Origin of the sequence: Tahibacter harae, from assembly GCF_024437735.1 — a bacterium.
GTDB lineage: Bacteria > Pseudomonadota > Gammaproteobacteria > Xanthomonadales > Rhodanobacteraceae > Tahibacter > Tahibacter harae.
In genome coordinates this window covers 189,927-205,180 of sequence record NZ_JANFQO010000003.1, presented here as the reverse complement: position 1 = coordinate 205,180, position 15,254 = coordinate 189,927, and the positions used below count along the sequence as shown (strand labels likewise).

Genomic DNA, 15,254 nt, shown 5'->3' with positions numbered 1-15,254 from the left:
CGGCGCGGGCCGGCGGTGCGGAAGGGCGTGGACGATTTTCTGGATCCGCCGTGGCAAGCCGGCGCCTGGCCGGCTTGACCTGTGCGGACCTCGCAGCAAGGAAAAACCGAGTGAGCGATATTCTGAGCAAGATCCTGGCGCGCAAGGCGCAGGAGATCCAGGCGCGCAGCGCCGTCGTTTCCCTGCGCGCGCTGTCGGCGCAGGCGGCCGACGCGCCGCCCGTGCGCGGCTTCGCCGCCAGCCTGCAGGCGAAGCTGGACGCCGGCCGCCCGGGCGTCATCGCCGAGGTGAAGAAGGCCAGCCCGAGCAAGGGCGTGATCCGGCCCGACTTCGACCCCGCCGCCATCGCGCGCAGCTACGAGGCTGGCGGCGCAGCCTGCCTGTCGGTGCTGACCGACGTGGATTTCTTCCAGGGCAGCGACGCCTACCTGCAGCAGGCGCGCGCGGCCTGCGCGCTGCCGGTGCTGCGCAAGGATTTCACCATCGACGCTTACCAGGTGTACGAGGCGCGCGTGCTCGGCGCCGACTGCATCCTGCTCATCGTCGCCGCACTCGGCGATGCCGCCCTGGCTGAGCTGGCCGCCCTGGCCCTGGATCTGGGCATGGACGTGCTGGTCGAAGTGCACGATGCCGCGGAAATGCAGCGCGCCCTGGCCGTGGCCGAGCATCTGCCGGTGCTGGTCGGCGTGAACAACCGCAATCTGCGTACCTTCGAGGTTTCGCTGGATACCACGCTCACGCTGAAAGCCGAACTGCCGCCGCAGCGCTTGCTGGTGACCGAAAGCGGCATCCTCACGCCCGAGGACGTGGCGCTGATGCGCAGCAACGGCGTGAATGCGTTCCTGGTCGGCGAGGCGTTCATGCGCGCGCCGGATCCGGGTATTGAGCTGGCGCGGTTGTTTGGTTGAGCTGCGGAACCTCCGCTCCTCAAACAGGTGGACGTCGAGGGCAGCGGTCAGCTGCCCTGCGAGCAGTGACATGACTTCTGAACACACTCAGGCCGCCCCGTCATTCGCAGGCATGTTGCCTGATCCGCAGCGCTGGCCGCAGCCGGCATCGAATACGGCCGGCACTTTCGAAACGGCCTACCTGCGGACCTGGCGTGCGCAGAACCTTGTCGATGCCCGCGCTGCTGCCAGCCTGCTTCTGTATGCGGTCGGGAACAATCACAGCGGCAGCTACTTTCCGGTGGTGCTGGGAATCTTTCCGTTTCTGGAGCGAGTGCTGCGCGATGGGGGCGAGTGGGCCCGTTTCGCGGCGCTGGATTCTTTGACCGATCTGTGCGGATCTTTCGGCCCGGAACCGGGTTTCGGGACTGTCATCCTTGAATCAGCCAGCGAACCTGTTCCGGTGCAGGCAGCGCTGTGGTCACGCACGCTACAACTGCGGCCTTTGATCGCTCCGCCTGCAGCATGCAAGGGAGAGCTGGGAATGGCGGCAGCCAGCTTGCTGGATGTGCTTGCAGTGGGGCCCGCAGAAGAACCGGCCGCGTAGCCAAATCTCTACGCCGCGAATCTGAAAGCCGTTGTCGCGCCACAAGCGCTTGTCTGCGCGGCTTCTGTCGGTCATCAGCGGGAGGCTGATTGCTACAGCCGCACCACCTCCACCGGACACCGCAACGCCTCCCGCAGCAGCCGCTCATGATTCGCACTCGGCTGCACCAGCACTGCCTGGCGCGCGGCGGCCAGCATCGGCAGGTCCGCATGGCTGTCGCTGTAGCTGACCGCCCAGGGCGCATGCACGCCGATCTCCGCCAGGCTGATGAGCTTGGTCGCGCCGTAGTTGTGCCGCGGCGAGCGCAGGCCCCAGCGGTGGAATTCCAGCGGGCTGCCCAGCGCGGTGACGCCGCTGACGCCGAGTTCGCGCAGGAAGGTGTCTAGCAGGAACTGCGCCGTACCGCTGGCCACGACGACGCGGTCGCCGGCGGCCTGGTGGGCGCGCAATCGGGCCAGCAACGGTTCGATCACGCGGCCGGGGCGGGCCAGCCAGTCGCGGCAGAAGGCGGCAGCCTCGGTTTCAAAGCGGGCCTGGTCCAGACCCAGGGTAAGGGCACGGGAAAACAGCCGCGCAGCCCAGGGCAGGGTGCGCGGATGCCGCAGCAGCGGTAGCAATGGCAGCAAGGGCAAGGCGGGCAGGGCGGTACGGTAACTGCGCCGGCCGCGCCATTGCAGATAGCCGGCGAAGCTGTCGCCGCGCAGCAGCACGCCGTCGAAGTCGAAGACGGCGGTCTGGCCGGAGCTGGAGGGCGGAGCGGACACGACGGGACTGCGGCCGGCTGTCTCGTCAGGTGCGGGTTGCCGCGCAGGCCTGGACCCGGCGGCTGTCGACGTGGAGTGTTGCATCGCCGCGGCCTCGGGGCCGGCCAAGGCGTTGGCTTCGCCGCGGCCCGTCGCCGGCTGCGCCGGACTCAGCGCGTACCGAGCACGACAATGGTCTTGCCGGTCACCGTAATCATGCCCTGGTCTTCCAGCTGCTTGAGCACGCGGCCGACCATTTCGCGCGAACAGCCGACGATGCGGCTGATTTCCTGGCGCGAGATGCGGATCTGGCTGCCCTTGGGATGGGTCATCGCATCCGGTTCCTCGGTCAGGTCAATCAACGTCTTGGCAACCCGGCTGGTCACGTCCATGAAGGCCAGGCGGCTGACCTTGCGCGAGGTGTGCAGCAGGCGATTGGACAGCTGCGAGCCGATCGCGAACAGGATCTTGGGGCATTCGGCCGACAGCGTGGTCTCGAACAGGTGGAACAGGCGCTCGTAGCTGATCTCGGCCAGTTCCACCGGGGTGCGCGAGCGCACCATGACCTCGCGCCGCGGGGTTTCCACGAACAGGCCCATCTCGCCGATGAACTCGCCGCGGTTGATATAGGCCAGGATCAGCTCGCGGCCTTCCTCGTCCTCGGTCAGTACGGTGAGCGAGCCGTCGATGATGTAGTAAAGGATGTTGGCCGAGTCGCCCGGGCGGATGATCGCCGTCTTGCTGGGGTAGCGCCGGCGGTGGCACTGGCCCAGGAAGCGCTCCATGGCCGCGCGGTCGGGCACCAGCATCGGGGGCGCCTGCACCTTGTTGACGGCCTGTTGCAGGTTGTAACGGAAGTCAGCGATTTTCTGCATGCCCAGATGCCCCAATTCCTCAGCACGCCGCGCAGCCACGCCGCGGCTCTCTATTCGGTCGGCCGGTCCGGCCCGGCGGGATCGCGCCGGCTCCCCCTAGAGACCGCCGCACAAGCGCCCATCTTAGTCCAAAGCGGCGCGGCTTAACGAATTCGGGGCCGACCGGCAGCTATTGGTGTAAACCGTAACCCGAATGGTCCATAATCCGCGCCCTTTCCCCCCACCCCGGCCTTTGCGAGGTATGACGCCGTGGTAAAGCCGCTCCCGCGCCTGAAGCTCCAGGGTTTCAACAACCTGACCAAGGCGCTCAGCTTCAACATCTATGACATCTGCTACGCGGTGACGCCGGAGCAGCGCGATCGCTACATCGAGTACATCGATGAGCAGTACGACGCCGACCGGCTGACCCAGATCCTGACGGACGTGGCCGACATCATCGGCGCCAACATCCTCAATATCGCACGCCAGGACTACGATCCCCAGGGCGCGTCGGTGACGATCCTGATTTCCGAGCAGCCGATCATCGACAAGAAGCAGGCCGGCAAGGACGTCATCTCCGACGCCGTGGTCGCGCACCTGGACAAGAGCCACATCACCGTCCACACCTACCCGGAAACGCATCCGCACAACGGCATAGCGACCTTCCGCGCGGACATCGACGTGGCCACCTGCGGCGTGATCTCGCCGCTGAAGGCGCTGAATTACCTGATCGAGAGCTTCGAGTCCGACATTGTCACCATGGACTACCGCGTGCGCGGCTTCACCCGCGACGTGAAGGGCAAGAAGCACTACATCGACCACAAGATCAACTCGATCCAGGATTACCTGAGCAAGGGCATCAAGCAGCGCTACGAGATGATCGACGTGAACGTCTATCAGGAAAATATCTTCCACACCAAGATGCATGTGAAGGAGTTCCTGCTCGACACCTATCTGTTCGAGGCCAACGCCTCGGACCTGTCGTTCAAGGACCGCCTGCGCATCGAGCAGCAGCTCAAGTACGAGATCGAAGAGCTGTTCCACGGCCGCAACCTGGCCTGAGCGGCGCGCAATTGCTGTAACACAAACCCCCGGCCGGCGACGGTCGGGGGTTTTTTCGTTACGGCCGGTGTATCTGGCCGGGCCTGGTTAACGGATCCCTGCGGCGCCGCTGCTAGCATTTCGCAATTCCTCCCCGTTGCGATGGCCGTGCTCATGTCGCGCCTTCTGTATGCCGTACCGCTGCTGTCGGCGCTGGGCCTGGCCCAGGCCGCCGAACTGACTGAATCCACCCTGGCGCTGGATCCCGCTGCGGCGCAGGAACCGGCGCAGATCCCGGCGGACACGGACGATCCGGTCGCGCGCAAGATCCACGCCCAGCTGCGCGCGCCGCTCGCGGACAGTGCCGCCCGCCTGCCAGCGGCCCTGGCCGCCGGCGACGCGGTGCTGGTAGAAGTCCGTTTCCAGCCCGGCGCCGGCGAGGACCGCGCCGGCCAGGCACTGGCGCGCAGCCGGGCCGACGTGCGCAATACCCTGTCCGCCGAGCTGTTCGAGGCCGTGCTGCCGCGCGGCGCCTTGTATGACCTGGCCCGCGACGACGATGTGGTCAGCATCCGGCCCGCCCGGCTGGTGCGCCACCATGTCGGCAACCGCACCAGCGAAGGCGTGGCCGCCGGCCGCGCCAACCTCTGGCATGCCAACACGCCGGCGCTCAACGGCAGCGGCATCGTGGTCGCCGTAATCGACACCTTCGACAACAGCAACAACGAAGTGAACAACCTGCAGGCCAGCAACGACTGGCCGCCGGACTCGCGCATCACCCTGCTCAATTACAAGGACGCCGGCGCCGCCGGCTGCGCCAGCTTCGGCTGCCTGGATGTCAGGCATGGCAACGCCACGCTGGAAATCGTCTACGACACGGCGCCCGGCGCGAATTTCCGCGCCTACGACACCCTGACCGTCGGCGACTGGCGCCGGGCCATCCTGGATGCGGCCAATCTCAACAGCAGCGGCGGCTCCGCCGGCGCGGTGCGCGCGCAGATCATCTCCGCCTCGCTGGGCGCGCCGCTGGACGGCAAGGGCGACGGCACCGCCCTGGCCGGCTCCATCGCCGAAGCCGCCGGCTGGGCGCGCAACCGCGGCGTGCTGGTGGTCAATTCCGCCGGCAACGAACGCCAGCAGCACTGGGGCGGGCGTTTCGATCCGGCCACGGGCGCCAATAGCAGCTTCCACGACTGGACTGGCTCCAACGTGATCTACAACGCCCTGGGCAATGGCAGCGGCGGGCTCTACTGCATTCCGGCGGGCGAAACCATCGCCGTGGACCTGTTCTGGAACAACTGGCTTTCCTCCGGTGCGAACCACAACTACGACCTGTACCTGTACCGCCGCGCGTCCAGCGGCTCGGCCTGGGAAGCCCTGCCGGTGGCGCAGTCGACCTTCCCCCAGAACGGCGGCAGTGGGCAGACGCCGCAGGAAACCCTGGCCTACGTCGCCAGCGGCACCTCCAGCGGCTGTTCCGCCAATTCCTCCAGCTACGCCGTCGCGGTGACCCGCGTGGTCGGCACCACGGCTACGGACAATCTGCAGGTGTTCGCCAACATTCCGCTCAACGAGCGCGTACCCGAGCGCAGCCTGGGCTTTCCTGCCGATTCGCCCAATGTCGTCAGCGTCGCCGCGATCAATGTCGCCACGGCCGGCAACAATCCGCAGGAGCCGTTCAGTTCGGAAGGCCCGGTCCTGGCCAGCGGCGGCGGACTGCCGTCGACCTCGGCCGCTACCGATCCCAATCTCAAGCCGGACGTGGCCAGCTTCGACAATGTCAGCACGGTGAGCTACGGGGTGGGCGGCACCAATCCGCCGCCGGCGACGAGCTTCACCGGCACCTCGGCCTCGGCGCCGCACGTGGCCGGCATGGCGGCGCTGCTGATGCAGCGCAACGGCATACCGATCAATTCCGCCACGCTGGACACGCTCATCGTCACTCCGCTGCGCACCCTGGCCGCGACCGGCAGCAACGACCTCGGCACGACGGCCGGCCGCGACTACCGCTACGGCTACGGCCGCGTGCGCTTCCAGCGCGAGAATGCACTGGCCTTCCTGCAGCAGCCGGGCAACGCCGGGGTGGGCGATACGCTGAGCCCGGCGATCAAGGTGCGCCTGCTCGATGACGAAGGCCTGGTCGTGCCGGTGGGCGTGCTGGCCGGCGCCTCCATCGCCCTGGGCAACGATCCCAATGGCGGCAGCGCCGTGCTCAGCGGCGGCGGCAACGCGGCCTTCGTGCAGGGCATTGCGACCTGGAACAGCCTGGCCCTAGACCTCGGCGGCGTGGGCTACACCCTGCGCGCCACGGCCGGCGCGCTGCCGGCGGTGGACAGCAATGCATTCAACATCACCACCGGCAGCCCCAGCCGACTGCGTTTCCTGCAGCAGCCGGTCACCAGCCAGGCCGGTGTCGGCATGACCGTGACCGTGCGCGTGGAGGACAGCAGCGGCAACCTGGTCACCAGCGACAATTCCACCCAGGTACGCCTGGTGCGCAGCACCTGCGACGATTCGCCGGTGATCGGCGGCGCGCCGCGTGCGGTGGCCGCCGGTATTGCAACATTCAACAATGTAACCCTGTTCACGGTCGGCAGCAGCTACCGCCTGCAGGCACTGGCGCCCAGCCGCAGCAGCGACACCAGCAATTCCTTCAACATCACGGCCAATTCCAACCTGATCTTCCGCACTGGCATGGAAGGCTGTCCGCAATGAGTTATCGCTGCGGCAGGCGCGAAGGTGTATTCCTCGCGTCTGCCGCGCTTCCTGCTTCAGCGCCGCTCGCGCGCCGCGGGGGCTGAGCCGCTCCCCGGTTTCTGCGGCAGGGCTCCAGGGCCGCGATCGGCGCCGCGCTGGCGGGATCGGCGGCGAGATGGAACGCTTCGTAGCGTGCGGTTTGCGCTCCCGTCGTGCGGGGCGCGGTCATGTGCACAGCATTCCGGGTGCGGGAAGGCGTTGTCCACTACGCCAAGCTGTATACAAGTGATCGTGCGGGATTCGGGCCGAAGCCCTGGCGTCGCGTCAGAGGCGGTAGGCCACCGCCTTCATCGTCGCCGCCGCCGCGCGCATCAGGTCCGGCAGCGGCCGCGGCAGCAGGCGCGCGCCGGCAGCCAGGGCATGTTCGGCATGACGCGCCTCGTCGTCTTTCATCACCGCGACGATGGCGCGGCTGCGCGCATCCTGCTGCGGCAGTCCGGTGTGTTCCAGATGCTCGTCCAGATGCGCTTCGACCTGGCGCTCGGTCTCCACCACGAAGCCCAGGTTCCAGCCGTCGCCGCGCAGCCCCGCGGCGAGGCCGATGGCGTAGGCGCCCGCATACCACAGCGGGTTGAACAGGCTGGGACGGCTGTCCAGTTCCGCCAGGCGGTCATGGCACCAGGACAGGTGATCGGTTTCCTCCTGCGCGGCGTCGAGCAGCTGCGTGCGCGTGGCTTCGTCGCGCGCGACCGCGGCCTGGCCCAGGTACAGCGCCTGGGCGCAGACCTCGCCAGTGTGGTTAATGCGCATCAGGCCGGCGGCGTGGCGGCGTTCGTTCTCGTCCAGCTCCGCCGCGGGCAGTTCGCCGGCCGGATTGGCCCGGGCCGCTTCCGGGCGCGCGCCCAGCGATGTGGCCATGGCGTGTTCGACCTGGGCCAGCAGGCGGTCCAGCCGGCTGTAGTTGCGCGTGAACATGGTTGGTTTCCTCGATAAAGGCGCAAGAAATTCAGTCTGCCTGCCGGCCAGTGAGGCCGGTCGGCGCCGCTTTCAATTGGCGCGCGAGCAGGGTGATGGGATGCAGGATCTCGACGGCCGGAACGCCCGCGCCCAGATGCAGGCGGCAGCCGATATTGCTGGTCAGCAACAGGTGCGGCGCCAGCGCCTGCACCTGGGCAATGCGCTGGTCGCGCAAGGCGTCGGCCAGCTGCGGCTGGGTCAGCATATGCGTGCCGCCGGCGCCGCAGCAGGCCGGTTGGGCGGGCAGGGCCTGCACGTCGAGCTGCGGAATCCGCTGCAGCAACTGCCGCGTCGTCGCGGCGGCGCGTACGCGATTGTTGAGCGAGCAGGGCAGATGCAGTGCCGCGCGCACCGCCAGCGGCGCGAATTCCAGCGCGGCGAAGGCCGCATCGCTGACCAGAAATTCGCTGATCTCGCGCACCTGCAGCGGGGTATCGGCAAAGGTAAATTCCTGCAGCGTGCCGTAACAGCCCGAAGCGCTGACCAGCACCGTATCCACGCCGCTGGCCAGGAATGCCTCGCGCGTGGGCATCGCCAGCTGCTGCGCCGGTGCCGTATGCCCGGCATGTCGCGCCAGCGCGCCGCAGCAGGCCTGTCCGGCCGGTTCGACCACCGCATAGCCCAGCGCCTGCAGCAGCAGGCGGGCGGCGGCGTGGGTGTCGCGGTCGAACGCCGAGGCGAAACAGCCCAGGAACAGGCCGATCCGGCCGCGCGGGAGGCTTGCCGTTGCCTGCGGCCGGGGCAGGACGCCGGCCCGTGGCGGCAACAGGCTCAATCCGCGCGTCAGCACCGCCTGTTTCCAGCGGCTGCGCCGCAGCACCGGTTGCAGCCAGCGCCGCAGGCGCAGGCCACGGGCCAGTGCCGCCAGCCGCCGTATCCAGCGCGGCCGCGCCGCCAATACATACAGAAGCTGCTGGTGCCGCCCCGGCGGCGCGGCTATGGCCTGGCGCGCCGCGGTGATCAGCCGGCCGTACTGCACGCCCGAAGGACAGACCCTTTCACAGGAAAGGCAGCCCAGGCAGTGCTCCAGATGCGCCAGGCCGGGGCCTTCCGCAGCTAAGGTCCCGCCCGCCAGCGCCCGGGCCAGGCTGATGCGGCCGCGCGGGGATTCCGCCTCGCTGCGCGCCACCGTATAAGTAGGACAGGCCGGCAGACAGAGCCCGCACAGCACGCACTGGTCGGCCAGGGCAACGATGGATGCGGCAGCTTCGCGGGCGGGGGATGTTGCAGACATTGGCTGTCATGCTAGCATCCGCGCCCCCGGCAATCGTCGGGACCAAGGCCGGATCGCCACCGATCCCAGGGCTTGCACCCTCGGGAATGTGCCGCTATCATCCCGCGCCTTTCCCTGCCCCTTTTGGCACAAGGTTTCTTGTCATGAAAACGATCAGCGCGAAGGCTGAGACCGTAAAGCGCGACTGGTACGTCGTCGACGCGACCAACAAGACGCTGGGCCGGCTGTGCTCCGAAATCGCGCTGCGTCTGCGCGGCAAGCACAAGACCGTGTTCACCCCGCACGTCGACACCGGCGACTACATCGTCGTCGTCAATGCAGAAAAGATCCACGCCACCGGTGCGAAGATGGACGACAAGTTCTATCATCGCTTCACCGGCTACATCGGCAACCTGAAGTCCACCTCGCTCAAGGATATGCTCGCGACCCATCCGGAGCGCGTGATCGAGATTGGCGTCAAGGGCATGCTGCCGAAGAACCCGCTGGGCCGCGCGATGTACCGCAAGCTCAAGGTCTACGCCGGCGCCGAGCATCCGCACACCGCCCAGCAGCCGCAGGCGCTGGACTTCTGATTTCCGCAGGAATAGAGCAAATGGCACTGCAACAGAATTACGGCACCGGCCGTCGCAAGACCTCCGCCGCTCGCGTGTTCCTGCGTCCGGGCACCGGCAACATCACGGTGAACGGCAAGACCCTCGACACCTTCTTCGGGCGTGAAACCGCGCGCATGATCGTGCGCCAGCCGCTGGAACTGCTGAAGGTCAGCGACAAGTTCGACATCCTCGTCACCGTCGAAGGCGGCGGCACCACGGGCCAGGCCGGCGCCATCCGCCTCGGCATCTCCCGCGCCCTGACCGAATACGACGAAGGCCTGAAGTCCTCGCTGCGCAAAGCCGGTTTCATGACCCGCGACGCCCGCGAAGTGGAACGCAAGAAGGTCGGCCTGCACAAAGCCCGCCGCGCCACCCAGTTCTCGAAGCGTTAATCCCGCTTCACCGGAACAGAAAGTTCCGAACGCAGCACGCACACGGTCAGAGCGCGTACTGCGACAAGTTGATGGGAGATCGTCTAACGGTAGGACAACGGACTCTGACTCCGTTTATCTAGGTTCGAATCCTAGTCTCCCAGCCACACACAAAAAGCCCCCGAGCAATCGGGGGCTTTTTGTTTTCCGGCAGGCGCATCGGTGTTCCCGCGGGCGCGCGCACCGCTCGTTGAGGTGACTTGCCGGCACTCGCTGTGGCTACAAACGCGGCGCTGCGCGAGTTTCAGGTGATGCGCCGAATCACCTGATAGTCATTCCCGTTGAGGAAGACTTCCTCCCACGGTTCCTCGTCCGGAAATGTCCATGGCACCAGTTCTTTCTCGCGCAGTGCGTACCAGCTGCCGTCAGACCATGGCATGGGCCGGCCGTCTTCCAAGGCGATGGCTTCATGGCTGTAGCAAGGACACTGTTCCTGCCACAGCTTTTCGTGGGGGTGGGGCATCTCGTCGGCGAAGTTGTCGTTGAGGCCCCGGACGCGCTCCCGGCGCTGGGCCTCGAGGTAGTTGCCGACAGCGGGCGAGCCATGCAGGAACACCGCATCGACGAGCGGCAGCGACTGGGTTGTGCGTCGTCTGAGGGGAATGTCGAATCTGGTGGGGACGGAGGATTCGGTCGTGCAGTCGCCCTGACCGTCGCCGGGGAGAACCGCATTCAGCCAGCGCCCGTTCCGCTCCAGCAAAACGCGCAACGAGCCAGGCCCTGTGCAAAGCTCGCTGCGGGTATTTGATGTAGTCCGTTTCGGCTTGGGCATGGCGCGGACAACTGCCAAGATGGCGTCCGGACCGGCCGCAGGGTGTCATGCGATGCACGCAATTACGTTCATCATCGACCGCGACAGCGTCTGCGCCGGCGACGACACCGAACCGCATCAGGCGACGGTCTCGCTGCCAGCCACTGTCACCTTGCCGGATCTGATTGCAGCGGCGCGTCGTGCCTGTCCCTTGGCGAGCATCGCTGGAGGGCAAGCCACCTGGCTGATCGATATTGGCAGCCCGGCACGTTGCATCGGCGTCATCGCGCAACAATGGAGCGTGCCGCAGCTGCTGGCGATGGAGAGCAGCGTCGCGGCGCTGTGCGGCGATGGTCCCTGCATGCTGCACTTTCGCTACTGGGGACAAAGCGATCCGCAGGCCGTGGTCGATGCCCTGCGGGCGGGCAGGCCCATCCCGGAGCGCGCGGCGACAGGCTGAAACGAAAGCGTGTCCACCGGGTAGCGGCCTGGGAGCGCCAGGTGCGTGATGCAACTTCCATGTGGGCATGCGCAGCATGGGCTTGCGTTGCTGCAGCATTCGGCTGCCTGTCGTCCATGGAGGAAGGCGCGGTCTGGAAAAATGCTCAGATGTGCACGTCGGCGGTCCAGGCATGGCAAGCCCCGGGGGCGCTGCTTTCCGGAGTTGTGATGGAGATGGAGAGAAGATCCGCTACTTGTCGAGAAAGATGGACTCGGACCGCAACCTGCGCAGTCGCCGGCCGATTGAACCGGGGTTTCTGCCGATACATTTCCTCAAGCCAGGCGAGGCATCGCGGGCTCCAGCTGCGTCCTTATCCCTTCTGCCGGCGCAGAAACACCATGCCCCATGCCACACCAATCACCGCAGCCACCAACGATCCCACCAATACGCCAAGCTTTGCCGCACTGAGCAACTGCGCGTCCTTGAAGGCCAGCAGCGCAATGAAGATCGCCATGGTGAAGCCTATGCCGGCGAGCAGGCCGACCAGCACGATGCCGCTCCAGGACACGCCCGGCGGCAGCCGGCCCAGGCCCAGCCGCACCATCAGTGCGCTGACGGCGACTACGCCGAGCGGCTTGCCCACGACCAGGGCCAGTGCAACGCCGATCAGTACGTGCTGCGGTCCTGCGGCATCGAGTTCCAGTCCGCCCAGGCTGACGCCGGCGTTGGCGAGTGCGAACAGCGGCATGATCAGAAAGGCCACCCAGGGATGCAGGGCCATCTGCACCCGCACCACGGGCGGCACGAGTTCGCGCTGGGCCAGGCGCAGCTGGCGCGCCGGTTTGGCCAGCTGTTCCGCCCGGTAGTCCTCGTCCTGGGAAAGATCCTGGGCCACGCGCGTAACGACTTCGCGCGGCTTTTCGCGCATCGGTGTGGAACGCACGGGCGTCAGCAGGCCCAGCACCACGCCGGCCAAGGTCGGATGGATGCCGGCCTTCAGCAGGCCGATCCACAGCAGTGCTCCCGGCAGCACATAGCCGAAGGCGGAACCTATGCCGATGCGCTGCAGCCCCAGCACCAGCACGATGCCGAGCGCGGCGATGGCGAAGCCGGTGAAATCCAGTCCGCTGGAATAGAAAAGCGCGATGATGAGGATGGCGATGATGTCGTCGATGATCGCCAGCGCCAGCAGGAATACGCGGATGCCGCTGGGGACGGCGCGGCCGAGCAGGGCGAGCACGCCTACGGCGAAGGCGATGTCGGTAGCGGTGGGCACGGCCCAGCCGAGCTGCTGCGAGGGCGGGCTGTTCAAGGCGGAGTAGATCAGCGCGGGTGCGATCACGCCGCCTACCGCCGCGCCCACCGGCAGGGCGGCCTGGCGCAGATCGCTCAAGGCGCCCTCGTGCATTTCGCGGCGGATCTCCATGCCGACCACGAGGAAGAACACGGCCATCAGCGCGTCGTTGATCCAGAAATGCAGCGATTGGGAAAAGACAAAATTGCCGATGCCGACGGACAGCGGCGTATGCCACAGGGCCTCGTAGCTTGCCGCGTAGGGTGAATTGGCCCAGGCCAGGGCGATGACGGCTGCCACGACCAGGACGATGCCACTGACGGCTTCGATATGCAGGAAGCGCTCGACCGTGGCGAAGGCGCGCTCGGCCAGGGCTTGCGCACGGGGAATGGCGTGGCGTTCGGGAACGTGATGCATGGGCACGGCGACTCCGCGCGGCGGCCCGACCAGCGCTGCAACCTGCCGCGTCGCACTGTGCAACGGACACCCGGCGCGCAGTGTATCGGGCTCTGCCGGCCAGCGCGAGGTCTGCGGCCTCGCCGCGAGGCACCAGCTATGTGCGCCGCACGCAGCATGCTCCGCGTCCGGCGCGTTTTGCCGGCAGGCGCGAGGTCCGCAGACGCCGCGGGTTTACCGTTGCCGGCGATGCGCTATACATTCGGCCCCGGTATGCAGGCAGGCGGTTGACGCTGCAGGCCCAGCGCATGGTGCGGCGGCGTGGAAGCGACCGGTGGATCCAGACCCTATTCCTGACGAGGTGCGCCGGTTCATCCTGATGAACGGCCTGACCGTGCCGGATCTGGAGGCATTGCTGCTGCTGCGCGAGAACGGCGCGCCCGCGCATCAGTCCGCCGGCCTGGCGGCGCGGCTGTATATTTCCCAGGCCCACGCCGAGAAACTGCTGGCCAAGCTGCAGCAGCTGGGCGCGATCGAGGCGCGTGACGGTGGTGCCGTCTACCGGCCGCGCACGGATTCGCTGCACGCCATTCTCGATGCAGTGCTTTCGTGTTATGCGCGGCATCTGGTGCAAGTGTCGCGCTTGATCCATTCCGCCGAACTCCCGTCGCCGGAGACCCAGGCGGCCCAGGCGTTCGCCGACGCATTCCGCATTCGCAAGGAGACCTGAATGGCCAGCGTGGTTTACGGATTGTGCGCCCTGACCGCACTGGCCTGTGCGTTTCTGCTGCTGCGCGCGTATCGCCGCACGAGGAACCAGCTGCTGTTCTGGAGCGGCCTGTGCTTCTGCGGGCTGATGGTGAGCAACGTCCTTCTCATTCTCGACAAGCTCGTCATCCCCGACCTGGACCTGCGGCCGCCGCGTCTGCTGGTGACGGCGGCGTCCATGGGCCTGCTGCTCTACGGACTCGTCTACCGGAGCGAGTGAAACCATGATCGACTTCCTCGCCGGCGTGGTCGCGATGGCTTCCTGGGTTGCCGGGCTGGTCTTTCTGCGTTTCCACGGGCGCACCGCCGACCGCATCTTCCTTTTCTTCGCCGCCGCGTTCTGGCTCGACGCCCTGGGCCGCACACTGGAGGTCGCCCTGCGCTGGGCCGACGACGGCGGTCCCGCCGTCTACGTGCTGCGCGTGATTTCCTACGGGCTCATCCTCGTCGGCATTCTCGACAAGAACCGGCCGCAGCGGCGCTAGGCCGGCGCGCCGTCGGCGGCGCGCGGCCGTGCGTATGCCTCAGGGTTCGCCTTCTTCCGGCAGGATGATGCGTACGCCGGGTTTCACGCCGGAAACCATGTTTTCCTCGTACTTTTTCTGCACCGCGCTTTCGCCCTTGAGATGGCAGCGCGGATGATTGACGAAATACGTACCGGTTCCTTCATAGGTCCAGCCTTTGCACGCCGCTTCGGCCAGGCACAGCGCCTGGCATTCTTCGGCCGTCTGCTGGGTGGTGAAATCCACGACGCGATAGGAGCCCAGGAACAGGTTGACGTCGACCATCCACGCATCGCCCGATTTCAGATCGGCCGGTTCCGGCGCAGGTGCGGCCGCGACTTGCTTGAGCGCAGCGGCGAGATCGCCGGCATCGCGGGCTTCAAGGTAGCGTCCACCGGTCGCCTGCGCCAGGCACTGCAACTGCTCGCGGGCCTTGCCGGCAGGCAGGTCGAAGCCGACCACGTGGGCGGTGAAATCGACGCCGAGTTTTTCCAGCTCGGTGCCGAGCGCACAGGGATCGGCATTGCAAGTTTCCTCGCCGTCGCTGACCAGGATGACGCTGGCCTTGTGTTCGGTGAAGCGCAGCGTATCGGCCGCCTTGCGCACGGCGGCGCTGATCGGCGTCATGCCCTTGGGGCTGAGGCCCGCGACCAGGCTGCGCAATGCACCCGCCTCGACGGCGCCGGGTGCACGCAGGACCTCGATATCGTCGCAGTCGCCTTTGCGCCGGTGCCCGTAGGCCATCACGCCCAGTTCCGTGCCGGCTGGCCAGGTGTCGAGCATGCTGTCCACGGCCTTGCGCGCGGCCTCGATCTTGCTCGTTCCCGCCACCGTGCCCCACATCGAGCCAGAGGCATCCAGTACCAGCATTGCCTGGTCGCCGGCAGCGTTCGCCGCGCCGGCAAGGCCCAGCGTGCAGGCGAGTGATATACAGCGGAAAAACTGGGACATCGCGAATTCTCCATGGGTTGATACAGGCCGCAGCGGACGGAAAGA

At 67.0% G+C, this 15,254-nt stretch carries 17 protein-coding genes and 1 tRNA gene; 11 read left to right on the top strand and 7 right to left on the bottom strand.

Annotated elements, in window-relative coordinates; genetic code table 11:
- Positions 1-110: 110 nt before the first annotated feature.
- Together trpC and NM961_RS04310 are read left to right on the top strand one after the other, a co-directional pair.
- Positions 111-908 (top strand): indole-3-glycerol phosphate synthase TrpC, encoded by a 798-nt coding sequence (gene trpC / locus NM961_RS04315; protein WP_343231902.1) that lies wholly within the window; start codon positions 111-113, stop codon positions 906-908.
- A gap of 70 nt (positions 909-978) precedes the next feature.
- The gene (locus NM961_RS04310; protein WP_255911635.1) at positions 979-1,494 is read left to right on the top strand and encodes a hypothetical protein; all 516 of its coding nucleotides are present in this window, start codon (positions 979-981) and stop codon (positions 1,492-1,494) included.
- A gap of 92 nt (positions 1,495-1,586) precedes the next feature.
- Here the strand turns inward: NM961_RS04310 and NM961_RS04305 are convergent, their stop codons facing one another.
- Both NM961_RS04305 and crp read right to left on the bottom strand, forming a co-directional pair.
- Entirely contained in the window at positions 1,587-2,258 is a 672-nt protein-coding gene (locus NM961_RS04305; protein WP_255911633.1) for an HAD family hydrolase, read from the bottom strand.
- A gap of 149 nt (positions 2,259-2,407) precedes the next feature.
- A complete protein-coding gene (gene crp, locus NM961_RS04300) occupies positions 2,408-3,112 on the bottom strand; it encodes a cAMP-activated global transcriptional regulator CRP (RefSeq protein WP_439334192.1) in 705 nt (234 codons plus the stop codon).
- 249 nt (positions 3,113-3,361) lie between these two features.
- Between crp and speD the strand changes: the two genes are divergently transcribed.
- Positions 3,362-4,153 (top strand): adenosylmethionine decarboxylase, encoded by a 792-nt coding sequence (gene speD / locus NM961_RS04295; RefSeq protein WP_255911631.1) that lies wholly within the window; start codon positions 3,362-3,364, stop codon positions 4,151-4,153.
- A gap of 153 nt (positions 4,154-4,306) precedes the next feature.
- Positions 4,307-6,847, top strand: a complete 2,541-nt coding sequence (locus NM961_RS04290; RefSeq protein WP_255911629.1) for a S8 family serine peptidase — start codon at positions 4,307-4,309, stop codon at positions 6,845-6,847.
- Positions 6,848-7,153: 306 nt separating this feature from the next.
- Here NM961_RS04290 and coq7 read toward each other — a convergent pair whose 3' ends face one another.
- Positions 7,154-7,804: a 2-polyprenyl-3-methyl-6-methoxy-1,4-benzoquinone monooxygenase gene (gene coq7, locus NM961_RS04285; RefSeq protein WP_255911627.1), complete on the bottom strand. Its 651-nt coding sequence runs from the start codon at positions 7,802-7,804 to the stop codon at positions 7,154-7,156.
- Between the two features lie 31 nt (positions 7,805-7,835).
- A complete protein-coding gene (locus NM961_RS04280) occupies positions 7,836-9,080 on the bottom strand; it encodes a (Fe-S)-binding protein (protein WP_255911625.1) in 1,245 nt (414 codons plus the stop codon).
- Positions 9,081-9,223: 143 nt separating this feature from the next.
- Here NM961_RS04280 and rplM point away from each other — a divergent pair, with 143 nt between their 5' ends.
- From rplM to NM961_RS04265, 3 genes are all read left to right on the top strand, one after another.
- Positions 9,224-9,652, top strand: coding sequence for a 50S ribosomal protein L13 (gene rplM / locus NM961_RS04275; RefSeq protein WP_255911623.1), 429 nt, complete (start codon positions 9,224-9,226; stop codon positions 9,650-9,652).
- A gap of 20 nt (positions 9,653-9,672) precedes the next feature.
- Positions 9,673-10,065, top strand: a complete 393-nt coding sequence (gene rpsI / locus NM961_RS04270; RefSeq protein ID WP_255911620.1) for a 30S ribosomal protein S9 — start codon at positions 9,673-9,675, stop codon at positions 10,063-10,065.
- 72 nt (positions 10,066-10,137) lie between these two features.
- Positions 10,138-10,211, top strand: a tRNA-Gln gene (locus NM961_RS04265).
- Between the two features lie 137 nt (positions 10,212-10,348).
- On the opposite strand, the gene NM961_RS04260 is transcribed toward NM961_RS04265, so the two are convergent.
- A complete protein-coding gene (locus tag NM961_RS04260; protein ID WP_255911618.1) occupies positions 10,349-10,813 on the bottom strand; it encodes a hypothetical protein in 465 nt (154 codons plus the stop codon).
- A gap of 13 nt (positions 10,814-10,826) precedes the next feature.
- On the opposite strand from NM961_RS04260, the gene NM961_RS04255 reads away from it, so the two are divergent.
- Entirely contained in the window at positions 10,827-11,315 is a 489-nt protein-coding gene (locus NM961_RS04255; RefSeq protein ID WP_255911616.1) for a hypothetical protein, read from the top strand.
- Positions 11,316-11,667: 352 nt separating this feature from the next.
- Here NM961_RS04255 and nhaA read toward each other — a convergent pair whose 3' ends face one another.
- Positions 11,668-13,008: a Na+/H+ antiporter NhaA gene (gene nhaA, locus NM961_RS04250; RefSeq protein ID WP_255911614.1), complete on the bottom strand. Its 1,341-nt coding sequence runs from the start codon at positions 13,006-13,008 to the stop codon at positions 11,668-11,670.
- Between the two features lie 313 nt (positions 13,009-13,321).
- On the opposite strand from nhaA, the gene NM961_RS04245 reads away from it, so the two are divergent.
- Genes NM961_RS04245 through NM961_RS04235 form a run of 3 tightly spaced genes read left to right on the top strand, consistent with a single transcriptional unit; the run spans position 13,322 to position 14,240 of the window.
- Positions 13,322-13,717 (top strand): hypothetical protein, encoded by a 396-nt coding sequence (locus NM961_RS04245; RefSeq protein WP_255911612.1) that lies wholly within the window; start codon positions 13,322-13,324, stop codon positions 13,715-13,717.
- Positions 13,718-13,975: a DUF5985 family protein gene (locus NM961_RS04240; protein WP_255911610.1), complete on the top strand. Its 258-nt coding sequence runs from the start codon at positions 13,718-13,720 to the stop codon at positions 13,973-13,975.
- A gap of 4 nt (positions 13,976-13,979) precedes the next feature.
- Positions 13,980-14,240 (top strand): DUF5985 family protein, encoded by a 261-nt coding sequence (locus NM961_RS04235; protein ID WP_255911608.1) that lies wholly within the window; start codon positions 13,980-13,982, stop codon positions 14,238-14,240.
- A gap of 39 nt (positions 14,241-14,279) precedes the next feature.
- Here NM961_RS04235 and NM961_RS04230 read toward each other — a convergent pair whose 3' ends face one another.
- Positions 14,280-15,209: a VWA domain-containing protein gene (locus NM961_RS04230; protein WP_255911606.1), complete on the bottom strand. Its 930-nt coding sequence runs from the start codon at positions 15,207-15,209 to the stop codon at positions 14,280-14,282.
- Between the last annotated feature and the right edge of the window lie 45 nt (positions 15,210-15,254).

Coding starts and splice junctions, on each gene's coding strand:
- NM961_RS04290 (WP_255911629.1), top strand. CDS start 4,307: ATGTCGCGCCTTCTGTATGCCGTACCGCTGCTGTCGGCGCTGGGCCTG.
- rplM (WP_255911623.1), top strand. CDS start 9,224: ATGAAAACGATCAGCGCGAAGGCTGAGACCGTAAAGCGCGACTGGTAC.
- crp (WP_439334192.1), bottom strand. CDS start 3,112: ATGCAGAAAATCGCTGACTTCCGTTACAACCTGCAACAGGCCGTCAAC.
- NM961_RS04235 (WP_255911608.1), top strand. CDS start 13,980: ATGATCGACTTCCTCGCCGGCGTGGTCGCGATGGCTTCCTGGGTTGCC.
- nhaA (WP_255911614.1), bottom strand. CDS start 13,008: ATGCATCACGTTCCCGAACGCCACGCCATTCCCCGTGCGCAAGCCCTG.
- NM961_RS04310 (WP_255911635.1), top strand. CDS start 979: ATGACTTCTGAACACACTCAGGCCGCCCCGTCATTCGCAGGCATGTTG.
- NM961_RS04230 (WP_255911606.1), bottom strand. CDS start 15,209: ATGTCCCAGTTTTTCCGCTGTATATCACTCGCCTGCACGCTGGGCCTT.
- NM961_RS04280 (WP_255911625.1), bottom strand. CDS start 9,080: ATGTCTGCAACATCCCCCGCCCGCGAAGCTGCCGCATCCATCGTTGCC.
- rpsI (WP_255911620.1), top strand. CDS start 9,673: ATGGCACTGCAACAGAATTACGGCACCGGCCGTCGCAAGACCTCCGCC.
- coq7 (WP_255911627.1), bottom strand. CDS start 7,804: ATGTTCACGCGCAACTACAGCCGGCTGGACCGCCTGCTGGCCCAGGTC.
- NM961_RS04240 (WP_255911610.1), top strand. CDS start 13,718: ATGGCCAGCGTGGTTTACGGATTGTGCGCCCTGACCGCACTGGCCTGT.